The organism is Psychroflexus sp. ALD_RP9, assembly GCF_017311165.1.
Lineage (GTDB): Bacteria > Bacteroidota > Bacteroidia > Flavobacteriales > Flavobacteriaceae > Psychroflexus.
The window spans coordinates 1,867,922-1,883,250 of record NZ_CP062973.1 but is presented as its reverse complement, the minus strand read 5'-3'; the positions used below and the strand labels follow the sequence as shown (position 1 = coordinate 1,883,250).

Below are 15,329 nucleotides of genomic sequence, written 5' to 3'. Positions count from 1 at the left end.
CTCTTTTCTAGAGGCTTTTTTATTTCCATTTAATACCGCAACCCATAGCAGGTTTTTGATTTTTTATAGGTGACTTATTGCTCAATATAAAGTCTAAAGCTTGTCTTAATGAAGTCCCTGAAATTGGAATATTGTTTTGAGGTCGTGAATCATCTACTTGACCATGATAATTTAACCTTAATTCCTTATCGAATAAATAAATATCTGGTGTGCACATAGCTTGATAAGCCTTAGCAATTTTTTGATCTTCATCATATAAATAAGGAAACGGAAAATCATGTTCTCGTGCAAATTCATACATTTTTGAAGGTGAATCCTGAGGATATTTTAAAACATCATTACTCGAAATAGCGACAAAGCTAAATCCGGTAACACGATAATCATTGGCAATTCGTACTAATTCTTCTATAACATGAACAACATAAGGACAATGATTGCAAATAAACATAATTACGGTTCCTTTTTCGCCGCATAAGTCTTTCTTCAGTTCAAAAAAATCTTTAGAAACAGTATCTTGAAGTTTAAAGTTTGGTGCTTCAAAGCCGATTTCAATAGGGTTTGATTCTGTTAGTGCCATTGTTTTAAAATTAAAAAGCTATCTCGTTAAAGATAGCTTATATAGATTAAGATCTCAAAAAAAGATTATTTCTTTTTATCTTCTTTAGGATTATTTAGTTTACTTGTTAATTCCAAAGAAATAGCTGACTTATCGAATGTCATTTTCCCAGAACCAGTTTCGATAATAATTGCGTCTAATTTCTCACTAGTGTCTGCAACTTTACCGTGTAAACCACTTTTTGTAACAATACGATCACCTTTTTTAATGTCATTAATAAAGTTTTTTTCTTGCTTTTGTTTTTTCATTTGTGGTCTAATCATGAAAAAGTAAAGCACAACAAATATTAAGATTAAAGGTAAAAAACTTTGTAATTGCTCCATATTACTTTACTGGAGAACCAGCTTTTGAGTTTTTAGGGTTTACAAAAGCCTTGATTCTTAAAGTTTCAGTCCCTTTTTCTGTGTTAGCAGTAATTCTAATGCTTTTCATTTGTTGGTTAGGCTTACCATTAGAATTAAATTTTACGGTCATTTCACCTTTATCGCCAGGCATGATTTGTTCATTTCTTGGATAAGTAGGTACTGTACAACCACAACTTCCTTTTGCGTTTGTAATTACAAGTGGCGCCTCACCAGTATTGGTAAATGTAAATACATGCTCTACAATATCGCCTTCATTAATTGTTCCAAAATCGTGCATTGATTCATCGAACTGCATTTCTGGAAACTTTTGCTCTTTAGAATCTTGAACTGCTGCTGTTTCAGCTTTTTTAGTATCAACTTCTTCAGCTGCATTTTGTTTACATGATGTGAAGCTTAATGCGCAAACGGCTAATAATGATAAAAAAACTCTTTTCATTTTACTAATTTTTTATTTTTTCAAAAATATAAAAAAAACAGTGATTACATTAAACCACGACCTATTTTATTAATTTTTCCAGACTCTTCAAACTCTTTAGATAGCTTATCGAGCACACCATTTATAAATGTAGCACTTTTAGGAGTTGAATAATTTTTAGCTAACTCTAAATATTCATTAATAGTAACTCGAATAGGAATACTTGAAAATTGTGTGAATTCGCAAAGTGCCATTTTAATTAATATTCGATCAAGTTCTGCAATTCGGTCTTTGTCCCAGTTTGGTGTTTTTCCTACTAAAGCTTGATCGAACTCTTCATTAAAAAGTAAAGATTTAGTAAATAACTTATTTGCGAAGTCTTCATCATCTAAATTAGAAAATAGTTGAGGAACTTTAATATGCTCATCGTCTTCAGAAATATTACTCAAAAATTTAACTAAACTCGTGTTTACAATCGGGAAATCATCTATCCAAGTTAGCTTGTTATCTTCGTAATAATCGTATAAAAAATCATTTGGAGCGATTATTTTTTTAAATAATTCAATAATAAAGTTTTTGTCTTCTCTAAATGATGTTTGTTGTTGAACGTTATAATTTGAATAAAATTCACTTTTTAAACATTCTTCCCAAATTTGTTTTGGAACTTCATCGTCTTGTTTCCATTGATTTAACTTTCGGTTAGACAAAAGTTCAAACAAGTTAGACTCATCTTCTAGCTTTTGAATTAGCTTATTATTAGTGAAATTTAAGTTAGGTTGGCGATCGGCTTCGGTTGCTAAAAACTTCTTTTTACTTAATTCGTAATAATTTGAAGCTATTTCTTTAACTTCAACTAATAAATTTAAATTAAGTAAGAACAAATCATGCATATCTTTCATGCTTTTCTTTAGAAACTTTTGTTCTGTTTGCATCACTTCTCTATTTCCTTTATTAAAGGCATAGATAGATTGCATAACTTTAGCACGAATATGGCGTCTTGTAAGCATTTTATAAAATTTTCAGTTTGCAAAAATAAGATTTAAAATAAGAGTAATTCAATTTTATTAGATTTTTAGCCAACTTCTCTATTAAACTTATGTTAGTAGCAATAGTGCTAAACCGAATAATATTACATTTGCATTCTTTAAAATTAAGCTAATTGAAAGCATTAAAGCATCTAAATAAATACCTCTACAAGTATAAGTGGCGATTATTGCTAGGGCTTATCATTACAATTGGTGCGCGAGTTTTTGCCATATTTACACCACAACTCATTAGAAATTCTACCACTGCAATTGAACGTTACTTAAATAATGAAATTACTGATTTAGAAGTAGTTAAAAATGAATTAATGCTAAATATTGCACTGATTATCGGAGCAGCTTTAGCCTCTGCTATTTTTACTTTTTTAATGAGACAAACTTTTATTGTTGTATCTCGCTTTATAGAATACGACCTTAAAAATGAGGTTTTTGAACAATACCAAAACCTATCGCTTAACTTTTATAAAAAAAACAGAACAGGAGATTTAATGAATCGTATTTCTGAAGATGTTTCAAAAGTAAGAATGTATGTCGGTCCCGCTTTAATGTATGGTGTGCAAACCTTAACTTTATTTGTAGTAGTTATTTCGTACATGGTTAGCGCTGCACCAATGCTTACGTTGTACACTTTAATACCTTTACCTATTTTATCGGTTGCTATATACAGATTAAGTGTTGCCATCAATAAACGCAGTACAATTGTACAGCAATTTTTATCCCGGTTAAACACTTTTACACAAGAAAGTTTTAGTGGAATTGCAGTTATAAAATCTTATGGTATTCAGCCAAAATTTAAAAGCGACTTTAGTGACTTAGCTGAAGAAAGCAATATAAAAAATGTAGATTTAGCAAGAGTTCAAGCAATATTCTTTCCATTAATGGTGTTACTGATTGGTTTTAGTAACCTTATTGTAATTTATGTAGGTGGGCAGCAATATATAAATGGCCAAATTGAAAGTGTTGGTGTAATAATTGAATTTATATTATATGTAAATATGCTTACTTGGCCTGTAGCATCTGTTGGCTGGATCACTTCTATGATTCAACAAGCTGAAGCCTCTCAAGTTAGAATAAATGAATTCTTAAGTGAAAAACCAAGTGTTAAGAATACATCAGAGCGAAGTCTAAAAATTAAAGGTAAAATTGAATTTAAAAACGTAAGCTTTACCTACGAAGACACCAATATTGAAGCACTAAAAAACGTCTCTTTTGTTTTAGAACCTGGAAATAGTTTAGTAATTTTAGGAAAAACAGGATCAGGAAAATCAACAATCCTTGAACTCATCGGCAGGCTTTATGATGTAACTGAAGGTGAAATTTTAATAGACGACCAACCTATTGAGAGTTTTAACTTATTTGAACTTAGAAAGCAAATTGGTTATGTACCTCAAGATGCATTTTTATTTAGTGAAAGTATAAGAGAAAACATAAAATTTGGGAAACATGATGCCACTGAAGAAGATGTTATAAAAGCGGCTAAATATGCTGCAGTTCACGACAATATTAAAAACTTTAGTAAATCTTACGATACTGTGTTAGGTGAACGAGGTATTACATTATCAGGTGGCCAAAAACAACGTGTTTCTATCGCAAGAGCAATTATTAAAAATCCAGAAATTGTTTTATTTGATGATTGTCTTTCGGCTGTTGACACCGAAACTGAAGAAGAAATATTTAATAATCTTAGTCAAATTTCAAGTAAAAAAACTGCTGTAATTGTTAGCCACAGAGCTTCTTCAGCTAGAACCGCAAACAAAGTTTTAGTTTTAGACGATGGCAAGATTATTCAAGAAGGTACTCACAACCAACTTGTTAAATCTAAAGGTTATTATAAGTCGCTTTACGAAAAACAACTTACCAAAAAAGAAACCTAAGTAAAGCTTGGTTTTTTTTATTTTTTTTTATGATTTTTGACACTTAAACAAATCAAAAAGTTATTATGAGTGATCAAGGCATGATGAAGAATGACGACATCTTTTCAAGAGTGATTAGAGCTGGCAGAAGAACTTATTTTTTTGACGTACGTTCTACAAAAGCAGATGATTATTACCTAACAATTACTGAAAGTAAAAAGTTTACCAATGACGATGGTTCGTTTTTTTATAAAAAGCACAAAATTTATCTCTACAAAGAAGATTTTGATGGGTTTAAAGAAGCCTTAGAAGAAGCCACACAGTTTATTGTTAATGAAAAAGGCGAAGAAGTGATTAGTGAGCGACATCAAAGTGACTTCAAAAAAGAAAACAACCTTAGTAATGAAAATGTTTTAGAAGAAACAAAAGCTTTTACTGATGTAAAGTTTGACGATATATAAAAGTCTATTTTTGTTAAAAAAACAAAGCCTCAAAATCTAGATTTTGAGGCTTTGTTTTTTATAAACTGACTGAAAACTTTTTATGACAAGTGCTGTTTAACAAGCTTAGAGATGGTCTTACCATCAGCTTTCCCTGCAAGCTGCTTCGAGGCTAAACCCATCACCTTACCCATATCTTTCATACCTTCAGCGTTAACTTCAGTTATTATTGCTTTAACTTTCGCTTCAATTTCTTCTTCAGATAATTGCTCTGGTAAAAAAGTTTCAATAATTTTTGCTTCACTCAATTCAGCTTCAGCTAAATCTTCACGACCTTGTTCTTGATAAACTTGAGCACTTTCTTTACGCTGTTTCACTAACTTTTGTAGTAGTTTAAGTTCATCAGCTTCGCTTAATTCTTCAGCTGAACCTGAAGATGTTTTAGCTTTTAGTAATTCATTTTTTATAGATCTTAAAGATCCTAAGGCGACGCTATCTTTAGCTTTCATAGCCGCCTTCATTTTTTCCATAACTTGTTTTTCTAGAGACATAGTTGCATATTTTTAGCAAATATACACAAAGACTTGTTGTATTTAAAGTGCACTGTAACCAATGTTACTGCTACTACTGAAGAATAAAGTTAATTTTGAATTTTATTTAATTACTATGGAAATTATAGAAGTTCTTGGTTACATTGGTGCTTTAATTATAGGGCTCGTTTTAGGTTTAATAGGTGGTGGTGGTTCAATATTAACTGTTCCTGTTTTAGTATATTTATTATCTGAAGACCCTGTAATCGCTACGGCTTATTCGCTTTTTGTAGTCGGTGTGTCTTCTTTGGTCGGTGCGTTTAGAAATATGCAAAAAAGATTAGTAGATTTCAGAACCGCTATTGTTTTTGCAATTCCTGCTTTTATTGCTGTTTATGTAACTCGTAAATTTTTAATTCCATTTATACCTGATGAGTTATTTAGTGTTGGTGGTTTTTTAATTACTAAGAATATAGCCATCATGCTCTTTTTTGCGGTGATAATGATATTAGCATCTTACTCAATGATCAAGAGTAAAAATAAGCCAACAGATGAGCAACAAGCTATACAATACAATTATCCATTAATTATTATAGAAGGTTTTGTTGTGGGGACATTAACTGGAATTGTTGGAGCTGGTGGTGGATTTTTAATAATTCCTGCACTGGTGATTTTAGCAAAATTACCTATGAAAAAAGCGGTGGCAACTTCTTTGTTGATCATTGCTATAAAATCACTTATCGGCTTTATTGGCGATGTTCAGAATCTTGAAATTGAATGGAATTTCCTTGTTAGTTTTACAGCCCTTTCAGTTGTTGGTATCTTCATCGGCATTTGGCTTAACAAATTTATCGATGGAAAAAAATTAAAAAAAGGCTTTGGCTGGTTTGTCTTAGTCATGGGAATTTACATTATCTTTAAAGAATTCACTAAATAACTTAAATATGAATAAAATATTAAGTCTTTTTTCAATAACTTCATTAGCATTAGTGAGTTGTCAAACTTCAACAAAAACTGAATCAAATGAAAATAATAAATATGTAGATGTTTCTGAAGCTGAAATAGCACAAACTGAGTTAGCCTCTAAAGGGAAAACATTAATGGAGAATCAGTGTTATGTTTGCCATAATCCTAAAGCTAAAAAAGAAAACAGGATTGCACCTCCATTTGTAGCAATTAAAAATCATTATCTAAAAAAATATAATTCAGAAGAAGAGTTTAAAGCCAAAATGTGGGCTTTTTTAGAAAAACCCACCAAAGAAAAGGCCATCATGAAGGGTGCAGTGCAGAAATTTGGACTCATGCCTTATCAGGTTTTTAAAGAAAAAGATATTAATGCAATCGCTCATTATTTATACAATTACGATATAGAAAAACCCTCTAAGTTTAAAGAGCATCATGGCAAAGGCAAACAAAAAAAGCTTGGTCACACTCAACCTAAAACAGACGCAGAAAAAGGTATGCATTATGCTAAATCTACAAAAGCTGTTTTGGGACAAAATTTAATGGGAGCTATTCAGAAAAAAGGTGTGAGTCACGCCCTAAGTTTTTGTAACGAGCAAGCTATACCGCTTACAGACTCTATGGCAAAACACCATCAAGTCAAAATAAAACGTGTTACGGACCAGCCAAGAAATCCTTCAAATACAGCTAATAACGTAGAGCTCGAACATATTAAAACATTTAAAGCTTTACTAGCTAACAATAGCGATATCAAACCAATTCTTGAGAAAAATAATGGTCAAACTAACTTTTATTATCCTATTGTAACAAATAACATGTGTTTAAAATGCCATGGTACACCAAATAAAACAATAGCAAAAAACGACTACAATAAAATTTTGAAATTATATCCTGAAGATCAGGCAATAGGTCACCAAACTAACGAAGTTAGAGGAATTTGGAGCATAAGTTTTAAAAGTGATGAACAAAATTAAATCTATATTTCTTATCCTGATTTTAGTAACAAGTTGTGGTACTGAAAATGCGACTGACAAAAACGCTAATCAAAACCATTGGAGCTATGAAGGCGAGACAGGACCTGAGCATTGGGACGAACTAGAAAAAAACAATCAATGTAACGGATTATTTCAATCTCCTATAAACTTAGTTAATTTCAGCGAAGATAAAAATCTAAACCCACTTGATTTACATTATGCAGATAGTACTAAAATTCATAGTGTAGAAAACAACGGACACACTGTTAAATATAATTTTGAAAAAGGAGATTATTTAATTTACAAATCAAAACGATACAATTTGGTTCAATTTCATTTTCATGAACCAGCTGAACATTTAATTGAAGGCGTTCGTTATCCTCTTGAAATACATTTAGTGCATACCTCGAATGATGGTGAAGTTTGTGTTTTAGGAATCATGGCAAAAGAAGGAAAAAACAGTGAACCTTTTGAATTTTTGGAGCGCTTTTTACCTTTAGACTTACATGAATCAAAATTGATTGATAAAAGTTTCGATATACAATCAACACTACCTGAAGACCAAAACTATTTTATGTATAAAGGATCTTTAACCACGCCACCTTGCACAGAAAATGTATCATGGTTTGTATTTAAAGAACCAATTAATGTATCTGAAGCTCAAGTTGAACTACTTAGAGATTTTATGCCAATTAATAATTATCGTGGCCATAAACCTCAGAATGGAAGAATCATTAAATTAAGTCATTTTTGATATGAAATTACTTGGACTCATTGGCGGAACTTCTTATCACTCAACTTTAGAATATTATAAATTGATTAACGAAGGTGTTAGCAAGCAAATTGGCTTAGATGCTAACCCTGAATTATTAATCTACAGTATTAATATAGATGTAATGAGACGGCAAGATATCGATGAGATTAATACTACTTACCTAAAAGTCGCTCAAAAGCTACAAAAAGCCGGTGCTGAAGCAATAATCATTTGCGCTAACACACCACACATGGCAGTAGAATTTGTGCAGCCAAAAATTGATATTCCGTTTTTACACATTGCAGACGCTATTGGTCAAGAAGCCAAAAAATACAACTATAAATCTTTATTACTTCTTGGTAATAAACCAACAACTACCAAGTCTTTTTTGAAAGATTACCTAAAGGAAAACTATGGTTTAAAAATTGTCATTCCTTCTGAAAGTAATATTGATAAATCACATTATTACGTTTCTAAAGAACTAACACAAGGCCAGTTTACTTCTGAAGCTAAACACTTTTATAAAGAACTCATTAAAATACATAAAGAAGCAATTGATGCTGTTATCTTAGGATGTACAGAACTCCCAATTCTCTTAAAAGATGAAAAATCAATTGTTCCTTTTTTAAAAACTACCGATTTACATATAAAATCAGCTATTAATTTCATTCTTAATAAATAAAAAGCCATTTACTTAAGGATAATCCAAACTATTGTAACTTTAGTTACATATAGCGTTATCTATTATTCGTATTTTTATTAAATTTTAAATTAAACTTCTTATGAACTCATCACATGATATTTTAATTATCGGAGGCGGTTCGGGTGGCATTATGACAGCTGCACAACTTCTAAAAAAAGATAAAACATTAGACATTGCTATTATAGAGCCATCTGACACACATTACTATCAACCAGCTTGGACTTTAGTTGGTGCAGGAACTTACAATTATGAAGACACTGCAAAACCAATGAAAGATTTAATTCCAGAAGGCGCTAAATGGATTAAGGATTATGCCACGAAATTTAATGCTACAGAAAACATCGTAGAAACCAAAAATAATGGATCTATTGGTTACAAATATTTAGTCGTATCTCCAGGCTTAGTTATGGATCCTAAACAAATAGAAGGTCTTGAAGAGTCGTTAGGTAAAGGTGTTGTTTGTAGTAATTATACAGACCCTAAACACACTTGGGAAGTCATTAAAAACTTTAAAGGTGGTAATGCTATTTTTACTCAACCTACAACTCCTATAAAGTGCGGTGGAGCTCCACAAAAAATTGCCTATTTAGCTGCAGATTATTTTAGAAAAAACAAAATAGACTCTAAAGTAGTGTTTGCTACACCAGGCTCAGTACTATTTGGTGTTAAGCCTATTCGTGATACCTTAACTAGAGTTGTAGAGCGATATGGTATCGTGTTTAAACCATTTTATGCACCAAGACATATTGATGCAAAAAATAAAAAAATTATTTTCTCGTACACAGGAGATGACGAAAACCAATGTGTAACAAATGAGTCAAAAGAAATTGGTGAAAAAATTAGCGGTGTCGCTAATATTGAAGTTCCATTTGACATGCTGCATATCGCACCGCCTCAAGCTGCACCAAAATTTGTTCGTGATTCTGAATTAGCCAATAAAGATGGCTGGCTTGATGTTAACATAAATACACTTCAACATAACAAATATCCAACTATTTTTGGTCTTGGCGATGTAGCTGGCTTACCTACGGCTAAAACAGGTGCAGCTATTAGAAAGCAAGTACCCGTTTTAGTTGATAATATTTTAAAATTAATGAATAATCAAGAAGCGAATAATAATTCTTATCAAGGTTATTCTTCTTGTCCTCTAGTGACAGGATATGGTAAAATGACGCTTGCAGAATTTGATTATGAAGGTAATTTTACACCAGATCCAAAACTAAAGCAAATGCTAGTTTTCAATTCTGCTAAGGAACATTGGCGATTATGGATGCTTAAAAAATATGGCTTGCCTTACTTATACTGGAATAAAATGATGAAAGGTGAAGCTGTGTAATTCAGTATAATCAAAAAAAAAGGTCAACTAATAAGTTGACCTTTTTTTATGCAATTCCTTATGTTCTAAAATTTATACTTTGCAAATACACTAAAATTTCGACCTGGTTCAGTAATTGGTCGTCTTGAAAAACCATCTTGGTTTGTGAATGCAAAATTAAGATGGTTATTATAAAATTCATCAAAAATATTAAGCACTGCAACACCAAATTGATAAGACTTGTAGTTAAAACCAGCTTTAAAATCTAATGTTTGCCAAGCTGGTGTTTCAACTTCACCAAAAGATGTTGAAAGTTCGTCTTGTTTACTCACAACTTGATAAGCTAATTCACCCCAAAAAGTATTGGTGGTATATGCCAATGTAAATCTATTTCGCCAAGGCGGTGTTAATGGTAAAGCTTCATCAAGATCTTGATTTTTGGTCATGACATAAGCAGATTGCCAGTTTAAATTAAAATCATTTATTAAAGCTAAACTAAGGCTAGTTTCAAAACCATACTTATATGCTTCATCCAGGTTTCTAAACACTTTTGGGTTTGTTGGCTCAAGATTTGGCATATATTTCCGGCTTAAGCTTGTATCTATCAGTGGTACAATATAGTTTTCGAATATTGAATAATAAGCAGATGCTTCAAAATTAATCCCTTTAAAAAAGTTGTGATTAAGCGCATAATTAGAAGCATATTTTACTTCAAATTGATTATTAACTTCGGCATCAAGGTTTGGATTACCTATATATTCAAAAGGGTCTGGACCTACAGAAAAATGATTAATATAACGTTCTATCATATTAGCTGACCGAAGTCCACGACCAAAGGCAAACTCTAAGGTAGAATGATCGCTTAAATCCTGAATTATAGATGCCGTAAAACTAAAATTATATTCTTCACGCTCGCCCAAATTAGGGTATAAGTCTTCGAAATCGGCTTCTGGATCTTTGATATCTGAAGTAACTAAATCAAGTCTTGCGCCTAAAGTTAAAGATGTTTTTTCTTGAAGCTTCCATTTGGCTTCGTTAAAAAAACCAAATGTATTAACATAAGAATCTTGCCAAATTTTATCTGTAAATATTTGGGCTTGCGGCAAAGGCATTCCCATCATGTTTTGTTTTACAACTCGAGTTCTAGAGCCATCTCTAGCGATTAGTTGAGCATCAACACCGCTAAACACTCGAATTGCTTCAGATAATTGCCAATCAACTTCTAGTTTACCACCAGTTGTTGTAGACTCTACTGGCGAACTTGCTTCAACTATAGATCGGTTTGGTCTATTTTCATTAGTCATTAAATGATCAACAAATGAATAGTAAACCTTGAACTTTAAAGCGTTAATACCTTCAGATAATTCATTGATGTGATAATCTAAAGAAGCAATAGATGAATCGTCATATTCTGTATCCATAGGTAAAGAGGCATGTAATACTTCACGACCATACGATTGGCGCCAATTAAGTTGAAGTCTTTGTTGTTCTGTAAAATTATAACCTAAATTTATACCATAATCAATACTTCTAAAACTACTAGGAATCTCGGTATTAGAGCCATCTTCGTAGTTACCAAAATCACGATAACCGTAGTTAACACCTAAATCAAATTTATTATCAACATAGTTTAATTTAGCCATTGTAGTTAAAGCATTCCCATTAGTTTCATATCCAGAAGAAACAGATCCTGAGATACCTTTTTTATAGTTTTGAGCAGATTGTGTTACTAAATTAACAACACCACCAAAAGTAGCGCCATAACGCACACTAAAAGGACCTTTAATTACTTCTATTTTAGAAATTTCTTCGGGAGAAACATGACTAGTTATAGGATCCATACGGTTAGGACATGCATGCATAACTTTTGTGCCTCCATCATATTGAATATTTAGTTGTTCGTACTGAGCTGCTCTAAAGCTTGGATCTATAGCGTAATTACCACGTTTTATTAACGAGAACCCATTTAGTCCTGAAAACAAATCAGCTACATTTTTTGGTTGAACAACATATTTTGAAATATCTGGTTTTACCATAGTCATTACAGGGTCTTGGAGTCTGTTACCTGTAATTAGAACTTCAGCTAAACTATTTACTTTTGGCTGAAGAGATACGACTTCTGGAGTAGTTGAAGTAATTTTAACTTCAACAGATTGATAGCCTAGATTTTTAATGCGATAACTTTGCTGTAGCTCAAGAGCTAAACCTTCAGCGTTTGCATAAATTATAGCATTGGTTACCGTATTTTCGGCATAAGCCGTAGTTAATTCTTTTTTTGTGTTTTTATCTACAATTTTAAATAGACGAGTTTGAGCAAAGCTGACTGCTGTAAACAACAGAAACGCTGCTAAATACATTTTTTTCATTTGTTTTTAGTTACTTGATTAAACATTTTAATAGAATCCTGAAAAATTTATAGCAACTCAGGCGGTTTAATCAAGCTATCTAAGCTCCTGCCGTTATAAAAATTAATGTACGCAAATTTTGAAGATTTTGGCTCTACTGGGGCAAAATCAAAAATTGAATGAAGTGATAACACATAAATAAGTTCATTTTCAACAAAAAAATTAAAAGAACTTGTATGATCATCTGTTGGTGCTTTATCTAACATTTTAGACAAAAAACACTTCCCATCACATTCTAATTCTGGCTGGTCTTTATTGACACAAAAGTTTTCAATAAAGTTATCTGTAAAAATAAGGTAATAAGACATTAAAAAGCCACTCTTTAATGTAAAAAGACTTATCAAAACGACTAATAAGATGGCTTTAAGTTTCATTAACCTAATTCTATTGCAAAGATACAAAGCTCTGTAATTTGTTTTGTGACATAAGTCACAATTTAGCCAATGTTAAATCTATTCTGTTTGTAACAATAGTTACCTGTTGTAGGAATTTAATTGTTTTAATTTTGTAAAAAAAAATTATGGATGTAGAAATTCTCTCTCGTATCCAATTTGCCTTCACTGTTGCTTTTCATTATATCTATCCGCCACTAAGTATCGGTATAGGCTTAATAATGGTTGTTTTTGAAAGTATGTATTTACGAACCAAGCAAAAAGAATACGAAGTCTTAGCAAAATTTTGGACTAAAATCTTCGCTATTACTTTTGGTATTGGTGTGGTAACTGGTATTGTTATGGAGTTTGAGTTTGGAACCAATTGGGCAACTTATTCTCGTTATGTGGGTGATATCTTTGGAAGTGCACTTGCAGCTGAAGGTATTTTTGCCTTCGCTTTAGAAAGTAGTGCTTTAGGTGTACTATTATTTGGGTGGAACCGTGTAAAACCTTGGGTTCATTTAGTGGCTACCTGGGCTGTTTTTTTAGGTTCTATGTTTTCTGCAGTGTGGATTGTGGTAGCCAATTCTTGGCAACAAACGCCTGCGGGTTACCATATTGTAGGAGAAGGAATGCAAGCCAGAGCAGAAATAGTTGATTTTTGGGCTATGGTCTTTAATCCATCTTCTGTTGACCGGTTAACTCACGTTTGGCTTGGTGCCTTCTTAGCTGGAACATTTTTAATCTTAAGTGTGCATGCTTATTATATTTTAAAAGGTCGTTTTGTATTTTTATCTAAAAAAGCATTCAAAATTACCTTGGTAGTTGCAGCCATTGCTTCATTAGCTCAACTATTTACGGGTCACAGTTCTGCTGAAGGCGTTGCCGTTAACCAACCCGCAAAGTTAGCCGCTATGGAAGGACATTTTGAAAAATCAGCAGCAGCAGATTTATACTTGTTGGGCTGGGTAGATAAAGAAAATAAAGAAGTGAGTGGCTTAAAAGTGCCTGGAGGACTTTCATTTATGTTACATCAAGATTTTGAAACTCCAGTCACAGGCCTAGATGCTTTTCCTGAAGAAGATCAACCTTCTCAAGTGAATGCCGTTTTTCAATTTTATCATTTAATGGTAGCTATTGGCATGTTTCTTATTGCTTTAAGCTTATTTGCATTATGGCAGTGGAAACGTGGTAAGCTTTTTCAGAAAAAATGGTTGTTATGGACTTTTGTTTTTACAGCACTATTGCCACAATTAGCCAATCAATTTGGCTGGTTTGCTGCTGAAATGGGCAGACAGCCTTGGGTTGTTTATGGTTTACTAAGAACTTCTGATGCTTTATCTAAAAGTGTACAAGCCAATCAAGTGTTATTCTCGTTAATCTTGTTTTTTGTTGTTTATCTCGTTTTATTTCTTTTATTCATTTATTTAATGAATAAAAAAATTAAAAGCGGCCCAGAAAGTGATATCAACTTTGATGATGGAAGTTTAAATAAAGAAATAGCTGAAGTAGTTACAAAATAAAATAATATGGAAACTTTATTAGGAATAGATTATCCAACTTGGTGGTTTTTAGTCGTCGGGGCACTCTTTTCGGGTTATGCCATTTTAGATGGGTTTGATTTTGGAGCAGGAGCTTGGCATATGTTTTTTAAAAAAAATACCAGCAGAGAAACCGCTCTAAAAGCCATCGACCCTACTTGGCATGGAAATGAAGTTTGGTTGGTAATTGGCGGCGGAACGCTATTTGCTGGTTTCCCCGTGTTTTATGGCACCTTATTTTCGGCTATGTATACGCCATTTATTTTGTTTTTACTTTTTATCATTTTCCGCGGTATTTCTATCAAATTTAGAAATATGGAAGACATGCTTTGGTGGAGAAGAATGTGGGATTGGAGTTATTCTATTTCTAGCATTATGTTGGCTTTTCTACTAGGTGTTGTTTTAGGTAATATTCTAAACGGCATGCCGTTAAATGAAAATTATGAATATGTTGGACGTGGTTTTTTCGAGTTTCTAAATCCGTTTTCAATTTTAGTTGGCGTAACTAGTTTAGCACTCTTCATGATGCATGGTGCTATTTATCTACTGCTTAAAACAGAAGGCAAATTATTTGATAGAATTCAGGGTTTTTTGAAAAAAGGAATGGCATTTTTCATTCTAGCTTACTTGATAACTACAAGCTATGGATTTTTATATTTAGACCATCTTTTGGTGGTTTTTGAAGAAAACAAAATTTTATTTATTGTTCCTTTATTGGTATTTTTAAGCATAGCGAATGTGCCTCGATTAGCAAGTAAGAAAAAATATGGCTGGGCCTTTATTTTTACAAGTATTACCATTGCCTTGTTACTTGTAATTGTGGCTTTTGAATTATACCCTAGGTTATTACTATCTAATCCAAGCATAGAAAATAGCATTACCATTTACAACGCTGCAGCGTCTACCAAAACCTTAAAAATTATGATGGGATTTGTGGCCATTGGCGGTCCTTTGGTGTTACTGTATAGCTATTTTGTTTATAGAACATTTTGGGGGAAAGTAAAACATAACCAAATTAGTTACTAAATTTTGAATCAT

General features: G+C 32.3%; 16 protein-coding genes. 9 read left to right on the top strand and 7 right to left on the bottom strand.

The window, feature by feature from the left end:
• Positions 1-19 precede the first annotated feature (19 nt).
• The 4 genes from IMZ30_RS08730 to IMZ30_RS08715 form a co-directional block, all read right to left on the bottom strand.
• Positions 20-577: a thioredoxin family protein gene (locus IMZ30_RS08730; RefSeq protein ID WP_207037927.1), complete on the bottom strand. Its 558-nt coding sequence runs from the start codon at positions 575-577 to the stop codon at positions 20-22.
• Positions 578-642: 65 nt separating this feature from the next.
• Positions 643-939, bottom strand: a complete 297-nt coding sequence (gene yajC, locus IMZ30_RS08725; protein WP_207037926.1) for a preprotein translocase subunit YajC — start codon at positions 937-939, stop codon at positions 643-645.
• A 1-nt stretch (position 940) separates the two neighbouring features.
• Positions 941-1,417 (bottom strand): DUF1573 domain-containing protein, encoded by a 477-nt coding sequence (locus IMZ30_RS08720; RefSeq protein WP_207037925.1) that lies wholly within the window; start codon positions 1,415-1,417, stop codon positions 941-943.
• A gap of 44 nt (positions 1,418-1,461) precedes the next feature.
• Positions 1,462-2,403: a transcription antitermination protein NusB gene (locus tag IMZ30_RS08715; protein WP_207037924.1), complete on the bottom strand. Its 942-nt coding sequence runs from the start codon at positions 2,401-2,403 to the stop codon at positions 1,462-1,464.
• A gap of 152 nt (positions 2,404-2,555) precedes the next feature.
• On the opposite strand from IMZ30_RS08715, the gene IMZ30_RS08710 reads away from it, so the two are divergent.
• Together IMZ30_RS08710 and IMZ30_RS08705 are read left to right on the top strand one after the other, a co-directional pair.
• Positions 2,556-4,313, top strand: coding sequence for an ABC transporter ATP-binding protein (locus IMZ30_RS08710; RefSeq protein ID WP_207037923.1), 1,758 nt, complete (start codon positions 2,556-2,558; stop codon positions 4,311-4,313).
• Between the two features lie 65 nt (positions 4,314-4,378).
• Complete coding sequence (locus IMZ30_RS08705) at positions 4,379-4,753, top strand: PUR family DNA/RNA-binding protein (RefSeq protein WP_207037922.1); 375 nt, start codon at positions 4,379-4,381, stop codon at positions 4,751-4,753.
• 80 nt (positions 4,754-4,833) lie between these two features.
• Here IMZ30_RS08705 and IMZ30_RS08700 read toward each other — a convergent pair whose 3' ends face one another.
• Positions 4,834-5,283: a GatB/YqeY domain-containing protein gene (locus IMZ30_RS08700; protein ID WP_207037921.1), complete on the bottom strand. Its 450-nt coding sequence runs from the start codon at positions 5,281-5,283 to the stop codon at positions 4,834-4,836.
• Between the two features lie 115 nt (positions 5,284-5,398).
• Between IMZ30_RS08700 and IMZ30_RS08695 the strand changes: the two genes are divergently transcribed.
• The 5 genes from IMZ30_RS08695 to IMZ30_RS08675 all read left to right on the top strand — a co-directional run bounded on the left by IMZ30_RS08695 (position 5,399) and on the right by IMZ30_RS08675 (position 9,992).
• Positions 5,399-6,199: a sulfite exporter TauE/SafE family protein gene (locus tag IMZ30_RS08695; protein WP_207037920.1), complete on the top strand. Its 801-nt coding sequence runs from the start codon at positions 5,399-5,401 to the stop codon at positions 6,197-6,199.
• A 7-nt stretch (positions 6,200-6,206) separates the two neighbouring features.
• Complete coding sequence (locus tag IMZ30_RS08690) at positions 6,207-7,199, top strand: DUF3365 domain-containing protein (protein ID WP_207037919.1); 993 nt, start codon at positions 6,207-6,209, stop codon at positions 7,197-7,199.
• Positions 7,186-7,953 carry a carbonic anhydrase gene (locus IMZ30_RS08685; protein ID WP_207037918.1) on the top strand — a complete coding sequence of 256 codons (768 nt, stop codon included), beginning with the start codon at positions 7,186-7,188 and terminating at the stop codon, positions 7,951-7,953. Before IMZ30_RS08690 ends, IMZ30_RS08685 begins: the two co-directional genes overlap by 14 nt.
• A gap of 1 nt (position 7,954) precedes the next feature.
• Positions 7,955-8,635: an aspartate/glutamate racemase family protein gene (locus IMZ30_RS08680; RefSeq protein WP_207037917.1), complete on the top strand. Its 681-nt coding sequence runs from the start codon at positions 7,955-7,957 to the stop codon at positions 8,633-8,635.
• Positions 8,636-8,735: 100 nt separating this feature from the next.
• Complete coding sequence (locus IMZ30_RS08675; RefSeq protein ID WP_207037916.1) at positions 8,736-9,992, top strand: FAD/NAD(P)-binding oxidoreductase; 1,257 nt, start codon at positions 8,736-8,738, stop codon at positions 9,990-9,992.
• A 65-nt stretch (positions 9,993-10,057) separates the two neighbouring features.
• Here IMZ30_RS08675 and IMZ30_RS08670 read toward each other — a convergent pair whose 3' ends face one another.
• Complete coding sequence (locus tag IMZ30_RS08670; RefSeq protein WP_207037915.1) at positions 10,058-12,337, bottom strand: TonB-dependent receptor domain-containing protein; 2,280 nt, start codon at positions 12,335-12,337, stop codon at positions 10,058-10,060.
• A gap of 47 nt (positions 12,338-12,384) precedes the next feature.
• On the bottom strand, positions 12,385-12,750 hold the full coding sequence (locus tag IMZ30_RS08665) for a hypothetical protein (protein WP_207037914.1): 366 nt from the start codon (positions 12,748-12,750) through the stop codon (positions 12,385-12,387).
• A gap of 146 nt (positions 12,751-12,896) precedes the next feature.
• Between IMZ30_RS08665 and IMZ30_RS08660 the strand changes: the two genes are divergently transcribed.
• A complete protein-coding gene (locus IMZ30_RS08660; RefSeq protein WP_207037913.1) occupies positions 12,897-14,273 on the top strand; it encodes a cytochrome ubiquinol oxidase subunit I in 1,377 nt (458 codons plus the stop codon).
• Positions 14,274-14,279: 6 nt separating this feature from the next.
• A complete protein-coding gene (gene cydB / locus IMZ30_RS08655) occupies positions 14,280-15,317 on the top strand; it encodes a cytochrome d ubiquinol oxidase subunit II (protein WP_207037912.1) in 1,038 nt (345 codons plus the stop codon).
• Positions 15,318-15,329: the final 12 nt, after the last annotated feature.

Excerpts from the sequence above, each read along its gene's own strand:
- IMZ30_RS08730 (WP_207037927.1), bottom strand. The coding sequence starts at position 577 with ATGGCACTAACAGAATCAAACCCTATTGAAATCGGCTTTGAAGCACCA.
- yajC (WP_207037926.1), bottom strand. The coding sequence starts at position 939 with ATGGAGCAATTACAAAGTTTTTTACCTTTAATCTTAATATTTGTTGTG.
- IMZ30_RS08720 (WP_207037925.1), bottom strand. The coding sequence starts at position 1,417 with ATGAAAAGAGTTTTTTTATCATTATTAGCCGTTTGCGCATTAAGCTTC.
- IMZ30_RS08715 (WP_207037924.1), bottom strand. The coding sequence starts at position 2,403 with ATGCTTACAAGACGCCATATTCGTGCTAAAGTTATGCAATCTATCTAT.
- IMZ30_RS08705 (WP_207037922.1), top strand. The coding sequence starts at position 4,379 with ATGAGTGATCAAGGCATGATGAAGAATGACGACATCTTTTCAAGAGTG.
- IMZ30_RS08700 (WP_207037921.1), bottom strand. The coding sequence starts at position 5,283 with ATGTCTCTAGAAAAACAAGTTATGGAAAAAATGAAGGCGGCTATGAAA.
- IMZ30_RS08695 (WP_207037920.1), top strand. The coding sequence starts at position 5,399 with ATGGAAATTATAGAAGTTCTTGGTTACATTGGTGCTTTAATTATAGGG.
- IMZ30_RS08690 (WP_207037919.1), top strand. The coding sequence starts at position 6,207 with ATGAATAAAATATTAAGTCTTTTTTCAATAACTTCATTAGCATTAGTG.
- IMZ30_RS08685 (WP_207037918.1), top strand. The coding sequence starts at position 7,186 with ATGAACAAAATTAAATCTATATTTCTTATCCTGATTTTAGTAACAAGT.
- IMZ30_RS08680 (WP_207037917.1), top strand. The coding sequence starts at position 7,955 with ATGAAATTACTTGGACTCATTGGCGGAACTTCTTATCACTCAACTTTA.
- IMZ30_RS08675 (WP_207037916.1), top strand. The coding sequence starts at position 8,736 with ATGAACTCATCACATGATATTTTAATTATCGGAGGCGGTTCGGGTGGC.
- IMZ30_RS08670 (WP_207037915.1), bottom strand. The coding sequence starts at position 12,337 with ATGAAAAAAATGTATTTAGCAGCGTTTCTGTTGTTTACAGCAGTCAGC.
- IMZ30_RS08665 (WP_207037914.1), bottom strand. The coding sequence starts at position 12,750 with ATGAAACTTAAAGCCATCTTATTAGTCGTTTTGATAAGTCTTTTTACA.
- IMZ30_RS08660 (WP_207037913.1), top strand. The coding sequence starts at position 12,897 with ATGGATGTAGAAATTCTCTCTCGTATCCAATTTGCCTTCACTGTTGCT.
- cydB (WP_207037912.1), top strand. The coding sequence starts at position 14,280 with ATGGAAACTTTATTAGGAATAGATTATCCAACTTGGTGGTTTTTAGTC.